Source organism: Flavobacterium sp. RSP46 (assembly GCF_003984825.1).
Classification (GTDB): domain Bacteria; phylum Bacteroidota; class Bacteroidia; order Flavobacteriales; family Flavobacteriaceae; genus Flavobacterium.
Genome location: NZ_RYDM01000001.1, coordinates 253,492 through 270,144, shown reverse-complemented (window position 1 = coordinate 270,144; position 16,653 = coordinate 253,492). Strand labels below are relative to the sequence as shown.

13 protein-coding genes are annotated in these 16,653 nt (G+C 36.7%); 8 read left to right on the top strand and 5 right to left on the bottom strand.

Features of this window, described 5'->3' with window-relative positions; genetic code table 11:
- The first annotated feature begins 3 nt into the window (after positions 1–3).
- The 3 genes from EKM01_RS01205 to rpoN all read left to right on the top strand — a co-directional run bounded on the left by EKM01_RS01205 (position 4) and on the right by rpoN (position 3,799).
- Entirely contained in the window at positions 4–300 is a 297-nt protein-coding gene (locus EKM01_RS01205; protein ID WP_126457980.1) for a hypothetical protein, read from the top strand.
- Between the two features lie 520 nt (positions 301–820).
- Positions 821–2,257 (top strand): asparagine--tRNA ligase, encoded by a 1,437-nt coding sequence (gene asnS / locus EKM01_RS01200; RefSeq protein WP_126457974.1) that lies wholly within the window; start codon positions 821–823, stop codon positions 2,255–2,257.
- 75 nt (positions 2,258–2,332) lie between these two features.
- Positions 2,333–3,799 (top strand): RNA polymerase factor sigma-54, encoded by a 1,467-nt coding sequence (gene rpoN / locus EKM01_RS01195; RefSeq protein ID WP_126561306.1) that lies wholly within the window; start codon positions 2,333–2,335, stop codon positions 3,797–3,799.
- Positions 3,800–4,066: 267 nt separating this feature from the next.
- On the opposite strand, the gene EKM01_RS01190 is transcribed toward rpoN, so the two are convergent.
- Positions 4,067–5,206 carry an 8-amino-7-oxononanoate synthase gene (locus EKM01_RS01190; protein ID WP_126766363.1) on the bottom strand — a complete coding sequence of 380 codons (1,140 nt, stop codon included), beginning with the start codon at positions 5,204–5,206 and terminating at the stop codon, positions 4,067–4,069.
- A gap of 294 nt (positions 5,207–5,500) precedes the next feature.
- On the opposite strand from EKM01_RS01190, the gene EKM01_RS01185 reads away from it, so the two are divergent.
- The 5 genes from EKM01_RS01185 to EKM01_RS01165 all read left to right on the top strand — a co-directional run bounded on the left by EKM01_RS01185 (position 5,501) and on the right by EKM01_RS01165 (position 9,945).
- A complete protein-coding gene (locus EKM01_RS01185; protein WP_126766358.1) occupies positions 5,501–6,040 on the top strand; it encodes a hypothetical protein in 540 nt (179 codons plus the stop codon).
- 484 nt (positions 6,041–6,524) lie between these two features.
- A complete protein-coding gene (locus EKM01_RS01180) occupies positions 6,525–7,448 on the top strand; it encodes a hypothetical protein (RefSeq protein WP_126766355.1) in 924 nt (307 codons plus the stop codon).
- On the top strand, positions 7,438–8,994 hold the full coding sequence (locus EKM01_RS01175) for a vanadium-dependent haloperoxidase (protein ID WP_126766349.1): 1,557 nt from the start codon (positions 7,438–7,440) through the stop codon (positions 8,992–8,994). Before EKM01_RS01180 ends, EKM01_RS01175 begins: the two co-directional genes overlap by 11 nt.
- Before the next feature lie 358 nt (positions 8,995–9,352).
- The gene (locus EKM01_RS01170; RefSeq protein WP_126567884.1) at positions 9,353–9,733 is read left to right on the top strand and encodes a hypothetical protein; all 381 of its coding nucleotides are present in this window, start codon (positions 9,353–9,355) and stop codon (positions 9,731–9,733) included.
- A 2-nt stretch (positions 9,734–9,735) separates the two neighbouring features.
- Entirely contained in the window at positions 9,736–9,945 is a 210-nt protein-coding gene (locus EKM01_RS01165; protein ID WP_126552982.1) for a helix-turn-helix transcriptional regulator, read from the top strand.
- 167 nt (positions 9,946–10,112) lie between these two features.
- Here the strand turns inward: EKM01_RS01165 and EKM01_RS01160 are convergent, their stop codons facing one another.
- The 4 genes from EKM01_RS01160 to EKM01_RS01145 form a co-directional block, all read right to left on the bottom strand.
- Entirely contained in the window at positions 10,113–10,394 is a 282-nt protein-coding gene (locus EKM01_RS01160) for a F0F1 ATP synthase subunit epsilon (protein ID WP_126457953.1), read from the bottom strand.
- A gap of 69 nt (positions 10,395–10,463) precedes the next feature.
- A complete protein-coding gene (atpD, locus tag EKM01_RS01155; RefSeq protein WP_073204939.1) occupies positions 10,464–11,975 on the bottom strand; it encodes a F0F1 ATP synthase subunit beta in 1,512 nt (503 codons plus the stop codon).
- 257 nt (positions 11,976–12,232) lie between these two features.
- Complete coding sequence (locus tag EKM01_RS01150) at positions 12,233–13,702, bottom strand: SGNH/GDSL hydrolase family protein (protein ID WP_126457950.1); 1,470 nt, start codon at positions 13,700–13,702, stop codon at positions 12,233–12,235.
- Between the two features lie 33 nt (positions 13,703–13,735).
- Positions 13,736–16,561: a carboxypeptidase-like regulatory domain-containing protein gene (locus EKM01_RS01145; protein ID WP_126457947.1), complete on the bottom strand. Its 2,826-nt coding sequence runs from the start codon at positions 16,559–16,561 to the stop codon at positions 13,736–13,738.
- Between the last annotated feature and the right edge of the window lie 92 nt (positions 16,562–16,653).

Sequence of the window (16,653 nt, the reverse complement as noted above, 5' to 3'; positions counted from 1 at the left end):
GTCATGAAAAAACATAAATACAGCAATTTTCTCTTAATTACGTTAACCGGCGTACTTGTTTCCTGCGGTGATATTTCAAAACAAGCTGAAGAAAAAATCAATCAGTTGAATGCCAAGGCGGAAAAGTTAGATTCACTGGTTAATAAAGAGTTGAAGAAAGTAAATTCCCTTGATTCTATAATCAACAAAGAAGGAGCTAAAGTAAAAAAACTCGACTCATTAATTACTAAATCAACTTCAAAAATTGATTCTATTGCCAATAGTAAACTGAATCTACTAAAGAAAATTAACAATAATTAAGAATCATAAAATTTATTTTTCAACTTACATTCCCATTTTTGAATTTTCCTGCTCTTCTGCTTCGCAAAGTTTCTAACTTTTAGGATGTAACTTTTAGTTTTTTACTGATGGAATTAGATTCAAACCAATAAATCATGCTCCTCAAAGTTTCCAACTTTGAGGAGCATGATTTTAAGTTTTGTACTGCTGGTATTTGAGGCGAGATTGTGCCTATCAAAATACCAAGAATTAATTACCAGAAAATATTCTCATTTATGTAATCAAAAAACTAAAGCATTTCAGTTACCAATCACAATCCTATTTATTCTCAAAGAAGATCTTCAAAAACCGTACTTTCACTACTCCCTAGCCCTGATTGCAGTGTAAATCCTTTTTATTTTTTCTTTAAAAATAAAAAGATTGCAACGGAAAGCGGGAAATAGCTCCAGATTGCTTCACTCCTCGCAATGACTTTTAAAACAAATCATTTATATTTGCAGTTCAGTTACAGACAATTTTTAATATCAATTATACCCCTAAAATGAGACATACAAAAGTTAAAGACTTACTAAACAGTACCACGACGCTTCATGAAGTGAATGCAAAAGGATGGGTGAGAACTTTTAGAAACAATCAATTTATCGCGTTGAACGATGGTTCGACTATCAATAATATACAATGTGTTGTCGATTTTGAAAACACTCCAGATGAAACCTTGAAAAGAATTACCACTGGAGCAGCAATATCTGTAACCGGAACTTTGGTAGAAAGCAAAGGTGCAGGACAAAAATTTGAAATTCAGGTAGCTAAACTGGAAATCCTTGGAGATTCAGATGCGGAGAAATTCCCAATACAACCTAAGAACAAACCGAGCTTGGATTTCTTGCGGGAAAATGCGCATTTAAGAGTGCGTACTAATATGTTTGGAGCTATAATGCGTGTACGTTCGGTATTGTCGTATGCAGTTCACAGTTATTTTCAAGAGAAAGGTTTTGTGTATGTGAATACACCAATCATCACCGGATCAGATGCCGAAGGTGCCGGTGAAATGTTTAAAGTTACCGCCTTGCCATTTGACGGAACGCCAAGAACCGAAGATGGAAAAGTGAATTACAAAGAAGATTTCTTCGGGAAAGAAACGAACCTAACGGTTTCGGGACAACTGGAAGGAGAAACTTTTGCCATGGCTTTGGGACAGATTTATACTTTTGGACCAACATTTAGAGCCGAAAACTCGAATACTTCGCGTCACCTTGCAGAATTTTGGATGATTGAGCCAGAGGTGGCGTTCAATGATTTGAACGACAATATGGATTTGGCCGAAGATTTTATTCAGCATGTAATCAAATACACTTTGGAAAAATGTCCTGAGGATTTGAAATTCCTGGAAGGAAGATTATTGGATGAAGAGAAATCAAAACCAGTTGCGGAAAGAAGCGAAATGGCTTTGCTGGACAAACTAAACTTTGTTTTGGAAAACAATTTCAAACGTGTTTCGTACACCGAAGCCATTGATATTTTAAGGGATTGTACGCCTAATAAAAAGAAAAAATTTAACTATATCATCAACGAATGGGGAGCTGATTTACAATCAGAACACGAGCGTTATTTGGTGGAAAAACACTTTAAATGTCCGGTAATCTTGTTTGATTACCCGGCAAATATCAAAGCATTTTACATGCGTTTGAACGAAGACGGAAAAACGGTTCGTGCGATGGATATCCTTTTCCCAGGGATTGGAGAAATCGTGGGCGGTTCTCAAAGAGAAGAGCGTTTTGATGTTTTAGTTGAAAAAATGAAAGCCTTAGGAATTGATGAAGAAGAATTATGGTGGTATCTTGATACCCGAAGATTTGGTTCAGCGGTTCACTCTGGTTTTGGACTTGGATTCGAAAGATTGGTATTGTTTGTAACAGGAATGACAAACATTCGTGACGTAATTCCTTTTCCAAGAACGCCAATGAATGCGGAGTTTTAAAAAAGTTTATTCGGTTAGTCGGTTATTCGGTTAATCGATTAAACAAATAAACGGTTAACCGATTAAACAATAAAAATGCTGAAGCAATTCTTAAATTTAAAATTATCACAGAAATTATCTCCTCAACAAATTCAGTTGATGAAGTTAATTCAATTGCCTACGCAAGCTTTCGAACAGCGTTTACTGGAAGAAATGAACGAGAATCCAGCTTTGGAAACTGGAAAAGAAGAAGATGAGTATGAAAAGGATGAATTCGAAAACGAAGATTATGACGATTATGATGATGCGGAATCAGAGCGAATTGACGCCGAAGACATCAACATTGACGAATATTTAAGCAATGACGAAACTCCGGATTATAAAACGCAGGCTAACAATTATAGTGATGATGACGATGATCGCGAAACGCCTTTTGCCGCGCCAGTGAGTTTTCATCAGGATTTAATCAATCAGTTGAATACCTTCATCCTGAATGATGAAGAGCGTGATATTGCCGAATTCCTTGTAGGAAGTATTGATGACATGGGATATATTCGTCGCAGTGTTGCTGATATGGTAGACGATATGGCATTCACGCAAGGCATTTATACCGATGAGAAAATGGTCGAAAAAATGCTGCAGGTAATTCATGAACTGGAACCATCTGGTGTAGGCGCACAAGATCTACAGGAATGTTTGTTGTTACAATTGAAACATAAAACACCGACAGAATCCGTAGAACTGGCCACTGACATTATCGAAAATCAGTTTGATGCTTTCACTAAAAAACATTATGACAAGCTGTTACAAAAATACAATGTTTCAAATGAGCAGCTTAAAAAAGCAATTCACGAAATAGAAAAACTGAACCCAAAACCAGGAGGATCCTTTACCGGAAACAATAAAATAACAGAAAACGTAGTTCCTGATTTTGCCATTAGAATTGTAGACGGTGAACTGGAACTGACTTTAAACGGTCGAAATGCTCCTTCTCTGCACGTTTCTAAAGAGTATCAGGAAATGATGCAAACGTATAAGGATTCCAGAGACAAATCGGCACAACAAAAAGATGCAGTGCAGTTTATAAAGCAAAAGTTGGATTCAGCTAAATGGTTTATCGATGCGATACGCCAACGTCAGGAAACCCTTTTTGTAACCATGAATGCGATTACGCATTATCAGGAAGAGTTTTTTCTGGATGGTGATGAAACCAAGTTGAAACCGATGATTCTAAAAGACATTGCGGACATGGTGGGTCTAGATATTTCGACTATTTCACGTGTGGCCAACAGCAAATATGTGGAAACGCCTTATGGCACGAAACTGATCAAGGAATTCTTCTCGGAATCGATGAAAAACGACCAAGGGGAGGATGTTTCGACACTGGAAATAAAGAAAATTCTTCAAAATACAATCGAGGAAGAGGACAAGAAAAAACCACTTCCAGACGATCAATTGGCTGAAATTCTTAAAGATAAAGGCTATCCCATCGCGAGAAGAACCATTGCTAAATACAGAGAACAACTCGATATTCCTGTGGCGAGAATGAGAAAGAAAATATAGGCGATGCGTTAAATAAGGACCAATTTGAGCACTCAAAATTCGTACAACAAAAAATTAATTTACAAACCATATTAGGTTTAAATACTAATCGCTTCTTTCCTAATAAAGTATCGATAGTTTATACTACAATTCACCCGTATTCTTTATGCTTTTTTGATTATTTGAATTCAGGATTAATCTGCAATCAAAAGTAAACCCATAATTACAGCAAGAAGTACGTTAATGTACTAATCTGTTTTAATCCTTGAAATCCAAAGCATCCGCACGCTAAAAAAGAAAAGTGCACAACAAATGCAACACTTCCGTAATTTCTTGCGTCGAATTGTAACTATGAATGCAAAAACGCAGACGTTCCTGCCCTTTGGGAACCGTTGGCGAAAGTATAGCTTTCACATCAAATCCTTTTTCCTGCAGTTGACTGGCGATGGTTTTTACTTTTTCATTTCCGGGAATAATGGCCGATTGTATTGCCGATTTGCTTCGGACGAAAAGTGGTTTTAAACTCAATAAATTTTTCTGCTGATTGAAAAATACAATGTTTTCTCTTAATTTTAAAATTGAAACCGAATCTTTTTCTAAATGCTGGTACGCAACCAAAATCGCAGCAACAGAATGTGGCGAAAGCCCTGTGGTATAAATAAAACTGCGGGAGAAATTTACTAAATAATCCCTCAATTCAACCGAGCCTAAAATCGCGGCTCCATGGCATCCCAATCCTTTCCCGAAAGTCATAATTTGAGCAAAGACATGTTCTTGTAGACCCTGCATTTGAACCAATCCCTCGCCTGTTTCACCAAAAACGCCCAAAGCATGCGCCTCATCCACAACAAGATAACAATTGTATTTAGTTGAAACCAAAACCAATTCTTCCAAATTGGGACAATCACCATCCATAGAAAAAACAGATTCAGTAACGATATAAATAATAGTGTTTGGATTCCGTAAAATCAATTTTTCTAAATCCTCAAAATCATTATGATTGAATTTATAGGCTTTGGCATTCGACAGTTGGATTCCGTCCCGAATAGAAGCATGACACAATTCATCGTATAAAATCAAATCGCCTTTTTGTGGAACGGCACTAAAAAAACCAATATTGGCATTGTAACCCGAATTAAAAATCAAGGCTGTTTCTGATTGGTGGAAACTGGCAATACAGTTTTCTGTTTCTTGATACAGCTTATGGTTCCCGGATAACAATCGGGAACCCGTCGCCCCGTTTTGAATGACATTATTAGTAATTAAATACTCGTGCGTATGATTAAATATAATTTCTGATTGTGAAAAGCCCAAGTAATCATTGGAAGAAAAATCAATTCTTTTACTTGATAAAGGCAATTTTCGCAACGCATTATTTTGCTTTCGAATTTCAAGTTTAGCGGATAGATTTTCTGGGAAATGTTTCATAGTCCACAAAAATAAGCATCTTTTTTGGTTTATGGATTTTGCGCCATTTTTGTTTACTAATTTCTTCCAATTAATGAATTTTGAAATAGAAATTCTAATACAGAATCTTGTTTCATTATTCAAAAAAAAATAATTCTATAAAAATTAACAATTAAAAAACAACTATTAAAAAAAAATCTACAAATTTTTCCGAAAACGGTTTCGTTTTATAATTTTATAAAATTGTGTTAAAAAAAACTTAAAATTAATATTGAAGATAATAACCTATGAAATAGTTTTCTACTTTCGGCAAATATGAAACGAATTGCATCACTTTTTTTAATAGTAACGTTGTTTTACAACGTGATGGGATACTATCTAATGTTTGCTTATCAAGAAGAGCAAGCGTGGGTATCTACTATGGAAAAAAGACATGATACAGAGTTTGAAGTAATCCAATTGAATGCAACTTTATATTCTTTTATTGAAGACACTGATTTTGAATACGTCAATGAAGATGTGGTTATCAACAATAAAAGGTATCATATTTTCAAGAAAAGAATTCAAAATAACATACTAAGTTTGTATTACCTGCACAATGCGCATCAAGATGCAATAAGCCAGGATTTAAAAGATATTGTTGACAATCAATTATTTAATGGATCTTCCTCTAAAGAGTCTCCGGTTAAAAAACTCATGAAGTCTTTTCTTCAAGATTATATTTCAAATAATACTGTTTGCGTAGCTTTTTATCCAAAAACAGCGATACTTTCTGCTGAACCTATCATTACGCCAAACCAGGCGTTAGATTCCGGGTACACTTCCATTTCGTATTCACCACCTGATTTCGTTTAAATCTTCTTTCATTTTAGTGGAATCATTCGCTTTTATCCGGTTTTTGTAAGTCAAGATAATTCATGATTGCTTTAGCTACATCTGTACATTTATTACACCCTTTCGATAGAAATTGTGCCCGTTGTAAACACAAAACAGGTTTTTGTGTTTTCTGAATTCACTTTTGTGAATAATTTGATAGGCCATTTTGCATTGCTATTCTGGTATACTTTGTATAACTAGCCTTTAGGACCATGACTAAAATGGATTTATAGAACAGTTCTCTGTTTGAAAAACGCCCTTAATCAATGCATTTAGCCTTGTAAATTCAAAGAGGTTTTTTGGCTGAAGCCAAAAACAAATCTTGTTTTACAGCGATATTACTTGACAAACAATCACTATTTTTTAACTCAGACCTTCTTAGGTAAAAAGTTGTTGTTGTACTATTTTATACCATTACCCATTCTAAAAAAGGCTAAAACCATTAACCAAAAACCATTTTTTAATGAAAAAAATTTATCTGAACTGCCTGCTATTGGTTCCTCTATTTATAAATGCCCAAACCGAGATTGATGGAATTATGATGAGTAAAAATAATTTTTGTTTTGGAGCCGTTTACCAGTACAGCAGCTGGAACGAGTATTGGGAAGGAACTTTCAAAAGAGAAAATCTTAATCTGGGTACTGTTTCAACAAAATCAATTGCTCTAATGGGAAACTATGGTGTTTCTGATAAATTGAATATTATTTTCAGTCTTCCTTACGTGGATACACATGCAAGTGCTGGAACAATGGAAGGCAAAAAAGGATTACAAGATATTTCACTAACAGTAAAATACATGCCATTTGAAAAAACAATTGGTAAAGCTACCTACTCGTTATATGCTTTGGGAGGACTTTCGGCTCCAGTTTCTGATTATTCAGCTGATTATTTACCCTTGAGTCTTGGTCTAAAAAGCAAGTCAGCATCTTTACGCATCATGGGTGATTATCAAAGAGGTCATTTTTTTACCACTATTTCGGGAGCGTATATAAAAAGAGCCAATATACTTATTGACCGAAACTCCTATTACACAACCGAAATGCATTACACCAATGAAGTAGACATGCCTGACGCTATTTCGGTTAACTTGAGAATTGGCTATCGTTCCACTAGATTAATAGCCGAAGCGATTCTGGACAATTGGGTATCACAATCCGGAGGATTTGACATCACTACCAACAACATGCCTTTCCCGAGCAATACTATGAATGCCTTAAAAATTGGCATGAATACGAAATACACAGTCCAGAAAATTCCGGGATTATCTCTTATTGGGGGGTGCAATTTTGTTACGGAAGGTAGAAATATTGGGCAATCAAACACCTTCTATGGTGGTTTATTTTACATCCTTAATTTAAAAAAAACAGCACAAGAAAATGAAAAATAAAACACAAAAAATAGCCTATTACACTCTTTTGGTTCTGTTTCTTACATTGAACCAATCTTGCAGTGATGAGCTAACAGAACGCAACGAGCAATTCCCTCAATTAAATCCTATCAATACAGACGAATTAGCAGGGACCTGGAAAACATTCTTACTGACTACTCCGGATGAGTTCTCTTTGGATGCACCAATAGCAACTACTGCAGCGGCATTTACAAGAGAAATAAATGAGATAAAAAGCTATCAGGCAAACATCACGCAAGACCAAAGAAACATCATAAAATACTGGAGTGCCGGAGGAGTTTTGCGTTGGAATGAAATCATGCGAACATTAGTGGCAAGGCACAATCGACCGCCGTATCAAAATGAAGACGGAACCTACCCTGCACCATCTGGAGCAAATCCGTTTGCGAATCCGCAGTTTCCGTTCTCAAATCCGCCTTATGCAGCCAGAGCGTATGCCTATGTGAGTGCGGCGCAATACGATGCGATGATAGCAACTTGGCATTATAAAAAACTGTACAATAGAGCTGCACCTTTTACGGTTGATGCTACATTACCGGTTTTAATCCCAAAAAGCAACTTGCCTTCCTATCCCTCTGAAGATGCTGTTTTAGCAGGAGTAACGGTTGAGTTATTAAAATTATTATTCCCAACAGAAATCGCTTACATACAAGAAAAGGCAGCGGAACAAAAATTATATCGCATTATTAGTGGTGCCAATGTTCGCAGTGATGTGGATGCCGGAATTATTCTAGGCAGAAAAATAGCAGCCAAATTTATCGCCAGAGCTACTGCTGACGGAACAGCAACTGCTATTGGCAATCAAGCGCTTTGGACACAACTGGAAACTCAAACGGCAGCAACCGGAGAAACTCCATGGAAATCATTAGATATACCAGCAAGACCTCCAATGCTACCATTATTTGGAAAAGTAAAATCATTCCTTATGACTCCTGAAATGGTTGTGGCCAGTCGCCCGGTTCCACCACCATCTACAAAATCAAAACAATTTGCAAAAGAATTAGCTGAAGTAAAAAGCTATGGAAAAAATGCCACTAGAAAAAACATGGAAATTGTTACTTTTTGGGCTGATGGAGTAGGAACTTTTACGCCACCGGGACATTGGAATGCAATTGCATCAGAGTCATTTGTAGCACTCAATTATAGTGAGGTGCGCTGGGCACGAAATCTAGCGTTGCTAAATATTGCCATGATGGATGCGGCGATCTGCTGCTGGGACGCAAAATACACGTACTTTAATCCAAGACCATCACAAATGGATCCGTCTATAAAAACATTAACCGGGATTCCAAATTTCCCTGCTTATGTATCCGGCCATTCCACCTTCAGCGGTGCGGCCTATGTTGTTTTATCACATCTCATCCCTGCAAAAGCAAAAGGTTTTGTAGCTATGGCAAAAGAAGCTTCGGATTCCAGAATGTTTGGATGCATTCATTATAGAAGCGATTGTGAAAAAGGACTTGAATTAGGCGAAAAAGTGGGTGGCTTTGCAGTTGCAAGAGCTCTTATTGATGGTGCCGAATAACTAAAAATAATCAAGTTGGTGATTTGTTTTAATGGTTTGTTTTAATATCTAATTTTATCAACTACCGCCTAACAGATGTTGGAAACCTGTTAGGCTTTTTTATAAAAAAAACTATTAAAAATGAGTTTTGTCTAAAACAGTTTTTAATTCAGATTTAAAATAAAAAGAAAAAAAATACCTGTAATTAATTTTTTTTTATATTTTATTGTTTTTAAACATTTAATTATTGTTTATCAATAATTTTTATATATTTACAAGAAAAAATATGAGAAAAATTATTATTTTAAATTGGGTTTTAAAGATCTTCATAGGATTATTAATCTTAGCTATCCCAATAAACGAGTGCTTACGGTATAACATGTCTAGCGAAGAAATAACTATAATGTACAAGGAATCTATTTTCGGAAATTTAAGTCCTTATATAATGATAGTACGGATAGCTGTATTAATATTAGCGTTGTTTAATATTCAAAAAGGGCTACAAGGATTTATTAAAGAAGGCTTTTTTAATTTCAAAGGCTCAGAGAGATTTAAAAGAAGTGGCTACCTTTTGTTGCTTTTAAGCGTTTATGGGATCATAATTAGACTGTTGGGCATGAGTCAGAATCCAAAGGACCAAATACTTTCTGATATTATTATGTATTTGTTACTACTTGCAATTGGCATTGGGTTATTAGCTTTTTCTGATGTTATTAAAAAAGGAAATATTATAGAAACTGAAAATAATTTAACAATATAATCATGTCTATAATCATCAACTTAGACGTAATGCTCGCTAAACGAAAAATGCGCTCCAATGAACTGGCGGAACGGATGGGAATCACAACAGCCAATCTGTCTATCTTGAAAACCGGGAAAGCAAAAGCGATTCGGTTTTCGACTCTAGAACTGATTTGTGAAATTCTGGAATGCCAACCCGGAGATATTATGGAGTTTGCAAAGGATAAATAATCTCTTGTTCTCGACTTTTTAGCCCAGATGGAAACGGCATCCTTTTACAAAGCTTCCAGACTTTTGAAGGCTGGAAGCTTTGTAAAAGATATAGTGGACAGCTGGACATAGCTCCAAAAAAAAAGCCCCACAAATTGTGAAGCTTTGATTTATAACTCAAAATTATTTTAGTCAACTAAAATAATAACTTTATTATCTTTCATTTCAATTGTTCCTGAAGTGATCGTTAGCGTATAATTTTGATCATCTAACTTCGTGAATTTACCTACTACCTCTTTTGCAAAAGCAAAAGTAGAAGCTGTAATTTTCACGACACCTTTTCCTAAAATAGAAACGATTGGCGCGTGGTTATTCAAAATTTGAAAGCTTCCGTCAACTCCGGGCAATGTAACCGAAGTTACTTCTGCTGAAAATAATTTTGCTTCTGGTGATACTATTTCTAATAACATACTTTTTAGTTTACAGTCTCAGTTTACAGTCACAGTACTGAATACTGAGCCTGAACACTGAACACTAATTTATGCTTCCGCTAACATTTTTTCTCCAGCTTCGATAGCTTCTTCAATAGTACCTTTAAGGTTGAAAGCGGATTCTGGCAAGTGATCTAATTCACCGTCGATAATCATGTTAAATCCTTTGATAGTATCTTTAATATCCACTAACACTCCTTTTAATCCTGTAAATTGCTCAGCAACATGGAAAGGTTGAGATAAGAAACGTTGTACACGACGTGCTCTTGAAACGGCTAATTTATCTTCTTCAGATAATTCTTCCATACCAAGGATCGCAATGATATCTTGTAATTGTTTGTATTTTTGTAAAATTTCTTTTACTCTTTGTGCACAGTCATAATGCTCATCACCTAAAATTTGAGGCGTAAGGATTCTTGAAGTTGAATCCAATGGATCAACCGCTGGATAAATACCTAGCTCAGCAATTTTACGAGATAATACTGTTGTTGCATCAAGGTGAGCAAAAGTTGTAGCCGGAGCCGGATCCGTTAAATCATCTGCAGGAACGTAAACCGCTTGCACTGATGTAATAGAACCTTTATTTGTAGATGTAATACGTTCTTGCATCGCACCCATTTCAGTAGCCAATGTTGGTTGGTAACCCACTGCAGATGGCATACGGCCTAAAAGTGCCGAAACCTCAGAACCTGCTTGTGTAAAACGGAAGATATTATCCACGAAGAACAATACATCTTTCCCTTGATCAGTTCCTGCACCATCACGGAAATATTCCGCAATAGACAATCCAGAAAGTGCTACACGAGCACGAGCTCCTGGAGGCTCATTCATTTGTCCGAAAACGAAAGTAGCTTTAGACTCTCTCATTCCTGGCATATCCACTTTAGACAAATCCCATCCTCCATTTTCCATAGAGTGCATGAATTCATCCCCGTATTTTATAATTCCTGACTCTAGCATCTCACGAAGTAAGTCATTCCCTTCACGTGTTCTTTCCCCTACTCCTGCAAATACAGAAAGTCCACCGTGACCTTTTGCGATATTGTTAATTAACTCCTGAATCAATACTGTTTTACCAACTCCAGCACCACCAAACAATCCAATTTTACCCCCTTTTGAGTAAGGCTCAATTAAATCGATTACTTTAATACCTGTGAATAAAACTTCAGATGAAGTTGACAAATCTTCGAATTTCGGTGCTTGTCTGTGAATAGACATCCCGTTTTCTCCTGTTTTTGGCAAGTTTCCTAAACCATCAATGGCATCTCCAATCACGTTGAATAAACGACCGTAAACATCAGCACCAATTGGCATTTGGATAGGATTCCCTGTTCCAACTACTTCATAACCTCTACTCAAACCATCTGTTGAGTCCATCGAAATGGTACGTACTGTGTTTTCACCAATGTGAGATTGTACTTCAAGTACTAATAGTGTACCATCTTTTTTTGTGATTTCTAATGAATCATAAATTTTTGGAAGTTCAACATCCTTACCGTTGAAAACAACGTCAACTACTGGGCCAATGATTTGGGCAACTTTTCCTATTACTTTTGACATCACTTATGTATTTATTAAATAGCTATTTAGGTTTATGAAACAGAACCAATCGAAACATATCGATTATACCCTTTTTTCAGTGTGCAAAGATAATTTTTAAAATATAAAATCAAGATATTTTTTTATAAAAAAAGATATTTTTTTAATAGATTATTTAGAAACGACTTAGAAACTAACAAAAGACCGAGTTGTCACTAAAATAAACAACCACCACGTCATCAAACGGGTGGTTGTTATTATAGAAAATCAAATTCTAATTATTGAATAGAAGCCGGATATTGAATAGGGTAGAGCCCTAAATCAACAGGTCTTAGCGTAGCTGTATATTTAGCATTTATAGAATTTGCAAAAAGGTTTGCTATTAATGCATATCCCCTTGCGCTGGGATGCACTCCATCGAGTGAAAAAGCACCACCAGTAACATAAGCCGCCGTAATATGAAAATTCCCAAAACGAATTCCGCTTGAAGACAGTTGTGCCATAGTGGCTTTAGCATCTACAAAAGCTAATCCTTTAGCATCAGCAACTGCTTTGATGGTAACATTATAAGCATCTGTAGCAACTTTGACTTCCGCCACCTCCGCTTTAGATAAAACCCAGTTGTCAGCAAGAGGCACCGAAACGCCGTTTACGGCTGCAGCATTCCCTCCTACTAGTGTTCCAATAAAAGTTCTCGACGTAAGCACTAAAAGATCTTCTTTAGTTGCTTGTCTGAACGAAGGAACTCCAAAAGCACTCAAATTTGTCAAATAGCTATCTACAATCACCACGGCATTCGCTCCTGCAGCAAACTTAACAGTTCTTCTTGTTGCTTCAGCTGCTGTAAGTAACCCATTAGTGACCATTGCCTGCAAACCTCCATTATAAGCAGCATAACCTCCATTTAATTGTGCAGCCACAGCGGCAGTCAATGGAACTGGATTGTAAGGAACTGTTGTAAAATAAGGAAGTGTAGTTACATAAGGAAGATTCGCAACCACCCCTTTTGCACCATTAGCCGTCAAGGCATTCACCAGCCCGGTATACACATTTGCAAAAACAGTTGGATCTGTAATATCATTAGAACCATAAGTAGCAGGGTTAAAATTTCCGGTTCTGTCCACTCCTATACCTCCAGAGGTAGCGTACGTCAAGACATCATTCCCGCCAATCCACAAGGAGAAGAACGTTGGTGCTTGAGTCAGGGCATCTGCTAAAACAGTCGTTCCTGAAGCTGAAGCAAAACGAGCAAAATACGGGTTAGCCGCACCAGAAGCCACTCCGGCTACGTTTCCATAGCCCGGGGCTACTAAATGAAAACTTTTAGCTCCTGGAATTCCTAGGTTGTTAATAGGCCCAGCTACTTTATTTGTAACTACTGTGGTAGGAGTACCGCTTACCTGAACAGGTCCTGAACCATTAAAATACAACCTATTTGTTGCAATTACATTCCCTCCCAACAATAAGCCACCAATATTATCATTGGTGTATGGCGTTTTAAATTCACCACCACCTGCTAAAGCGAACTGTTGCGACAGGATGTTTACATACGAATTTTCTTGTCCTTTTTTGAAAAGAGCGCCATCACTATATCCTGCGGCAAATGAATCTCCTAAAGCAACGTATTTTGAAAAACTTGCTGTTCCGGAAGTTATAGGAACCTCAACTGGCCCAGCATTGTCATCCTCGTTATTACATGCTGCGAAGGTTAGCGAAATCAACAACAGCCATTTGAAATTTTTTATCATAATATATTTTTTAAAATTATTGACTTTTCTGAACTACGGATTAATTGTCCAAGAAGCAAACCATTGCTGTCCGATGGCACCCGCTCCAATTACCTGAATATAATCCCTTCCTCCAATATTAGTAGCTCCCACTTTAAGCACTGATTTTAAGGCCGGAAAACCATAATTAATCTGAGCGTCTAAGACCGTGTTTTCAGGAACAATTCCATCAGCAAAAGAGGACTGCCATAAATATTCCGTATTGTATCTCGCATTGATATTAAAACCAAAATTTTTGAATAATTTATCATTTCCTACAGACGCTTTAACCCTATGTTTTGGCGTATTGAAACCAGCTACAAAACCTGGATCTTCTGCTTGATCAAAACTAAATTCAGCAAAATTATAATTTACACCAACCTCAAAATCTTTATACACTTTCTTAGACAAGCCTACACCAAAACCTTGAGACGTGATTTTTGCAGTAGTATTCGTATACACTTGGTACACTCTTCTATCTCCATTACTTAATGCAGAAAGCGTCGCTAAAGTTGCTGGATTTCCAAAATCAAATGTCGTGTTAACGTCCCCATAATAAGGACTAATTACTCTTGAAACATTCATGAAATCATTATACACATTGTAATATCCATTAATATCAATTGATAAGTCATTATTTACAACCGTACGATATCCTAGCTCAAGTGCCTGAACTTCTTCTGGCTTTACCAGCCCTATATTAGCCACTTGCAACAAAGCTGCTGCAGCCGGAACATTAGCTGGATTTGCCGCTATTGCCGCACTAAAAGCCCGAACTGAAGCTAGCGTAAACGAATTGTTATACGCATTTTGTCCTGTTAATGTTAACGTAGCAGGAACGCCCATTGCTTGTCCCGCCGCACTAACTCCTCTGACCTCTGTAAAACGATCTAAGTTTTCAGGAGCTGAACCAATTAAAGCAAATGGCCCTAAGTCAAGACCAATATACTGGTCTTGAGTTGTTGGATTTCTAAAACCAGTTTGATAAGAAACCCTGAAATTATGTCTTTTTGACTCTCCCGCAGAATACACTAAAGAGACACGAGGGGATATATTTCCATTAAAATTTTGACTTTTATCGTACCGTGCAGACCCAGTAAATTTCAATCGGTCATCTAAGAATTTTTTAGTTAATTGCGTATAAGCACCATACTCATTATAACGTAAAGGACCATCAAAATCAGTAAAGATTGTTCCCTGAGAATTCATTTCATATTGTCTGAATGACCCTCCTAATTGGATCTCTGCAAATTTTATTAGATCTTTAAAATTATAATTTACATCTGAATGGTAAATTTTTGATTGATCAATAAATTTAGCTCCTTTGGTTAGATCCGGTTCCGCGATTGCAGCCGCCAAAGCACGATTGAATTGTACCGAACCCGGTTCAAATCTTGCACTCCCTGTTGGAGTTGGCAAAAAAGGAAGTCCAGCCGGTTTAATATTGTAATCGGCATAGTTCCTTGCATTCGCAGCAGATAACTGTGCATTAGTTCCCAAAACTGCACCTGAAAGTTGATATGCTGTAGCATAGTTCGTAAACCATTCTGTATCTGATTTTGCCGCTCTATTAACATTCCAAGCAGCAAAACGCATGTCATAGGAATTCCCTGCATCTTCATCCGTTATGTACCCTCTTACAAAGAAATTTTTTCCTTTTACTTCTATTTTAGTTTGTTGCATAAAGAAATCATTGAGTGCATATCTATTCGCTCCTTGATAAATAGTGCTCCCCAAACCTATTTTGTGCTGTAATATAATTTCGGTTTCCCCTTCCCATGGTTTAAAATGTAAAGAAAAATCTGCCTTTACACTTCTTACTTTATTGTCATTCAGGTCTTGTTCCCGGTATCCCGTTCTGCTTACCTGACCAACATTAGTGATGAAAGTAGTTACCTCATCACCGTATAAATTTAATCCGTCATAATTTTGATTATTAGCATGACCTATTGATCCGCCAGTAACGCTTCTTTGATCAGCAGCAATCCATTCTGTAGCTCTCATAAAATTAAAATTCCCTTTGGCGGCAAAATGCTTGCTGAACGCTTTGGCAGCTCTAAGTCCAAAATCAAAATAATCATTAGTTCCTGCTACTTTCTGGGTTGTTTGTCCATATTTTACGTAGGTACTGATCCCTTGATTTGTGAACGGATTTTTACTGTTCATAAATAAAATACCATTGAAAGCATTTGCACCATACAATGCAGAGGAAGCTCCCGGCAGTAATTCTACATTAGCAACATCAATATCAGAAAGTCCTATTAAATTCCCCAAAACAAAGTTTAAGGCCGGAGATGAATTATCCATTCCGTCTACCAGTTGCATGAAACGCGTATTGGCGACAGTTGAAAACCCCCTTGTATTAATCGATTTAAAGGAAATACTACTGGTATTAAAATGCACCTCTTTCAGGTTTTCTAAACCATCATAAAAGGTTGGCGCCGTGGTGTTTTTTATCTGCTGAATTCCCATTCTTTCAATAGTAACCGGAGACTCGATCACTCGTTCTGGTGTTCTTGAAGCAGAAACAACGATCTCATCTAGCTTGTTCTCTTCATCTAAAAGCTTTATGAGTAGTTTTTGACTACTAGAAACAACACTAATTTGTTGAGAAACAAACCCCACACTGGTCACCTCAATTGAATAAGGTGGTTTTTTAGAGGATTGCAATACAAAAGAACCGTCTAGATCCGTAATTGTACCAGAAGCATCTCCAACTATCTTGATGTTGGCTCCAGGAATTGGTTGGTTGTTACTATCAGTAACAGTACCTGAAATTGAGTTTTGAGCAAAGGTTAGACTGCAAAAAAACAATGACAAAAAAAGTAAATACACTCTCATTGGGTTCTATTTTGTTGGTTTAGGAAGCCAAAGTACAAATATTTTTGATATTAATAAAAAATCACCTGTAAAATTTCATATTTATCAGTAAT

What these genes read in the sequence shown, in the direction of transcription:
- EKM01_RS01150 (WP_126457950.1), bottom strand. Translation starts at nt 13,702, where the DNA reads ATGATAAAAAATTTCAAATGGCTGTTGTTGATTTCGCTAACCTTCGCA.
- EKM01_RS01180 (WP_126766355.1), top strand. Translation starts at nt 6,525, where the DNA reads ATGAAAAAAATTTATCTGAACTGCCTGCTATTGGTTCCTCTATTTATA.
- rpoN (WP_126561306.1), top strand. Translation starts at nt 2,333, where the DNA reads ATGCTGAAGCAATTCTTAAATTTAAAATTATCACAGAAATTATCTCCT.
- atpD (WP_073204939.1), bottom strand. Translation starts at nt 11,975, where the DNA reads ATGTCAAAAGTAATAGGAAAAGTTGCCCAAATCATTGGCCCAGTAGTT.
- EKM01_RS01160 (WP_126457953.1), bottom strand. Translation starts at nt 10,394, where the DNA reads ATGTTATTAGAAATAGTATCACCAGAAGCAAAATTATTTTCAGCAGAA.
- EKM01_RS01170 (WP_126567884.1), top strand. Translation starts at nt 9,353, where the DNA reads ATGTCTAGCGAAGAAATAACTATAATGTACAAGGAATCTATTTTCGGA.
- EKM01_RS01175 (WP_126766349.1), top strand. Translation starts at nt 7,438, where the DNA reads ATGAAAAATAAAACACAAAAAATAGCCTATTACACTCTTTTGGTTCTG.
- EKM01_RS01145 (WP_126457947.1), bottom strand. Translation starts at nt 16,561, where the DNA reads ATGAGAGTGTATTTACTTTTTTTGTCATTGTTTTTTTGCAGTCTAACC.
- asnS (WP_126457974.1), top strand. Translation starts at nt 821, where the DNA reads ATGAGACATACAAAAGTTAAAGACTTACTAAACAGTACCACGACGCTT.
- EKM01_RS01185 (WP_126766358.1), top strand. Translation starts at nt 5,501, where the DNA reads ATGAAACGAATTGCATCACTTTTTTTAATAGTAACGTTGTTTTACAAC.
- EKM01_RS01165 (WP_126552982.1), top strand. Translation starts at nt 9,736, where the DNA reads ATGTCTATAATCATCAACTTAGACGTAATGCTCGCTAAACGAAAAATG.
- EKM01_RS01190 (WP_126766363.1), bottom strand. Translation starts at nt 5,206, where the DNA reads ATGAAACATTTCCCAGAAAATCTATCCGCTAAACTTGAAATTCGAAAG.
- EKM01_RS01205 (WP_126457980.1), top strand. Translation starts at nt 4, where the DNA reads ATGAAAAAACATAAATACAGCAATTTTCTCTTAATTACGTTAACCGGC.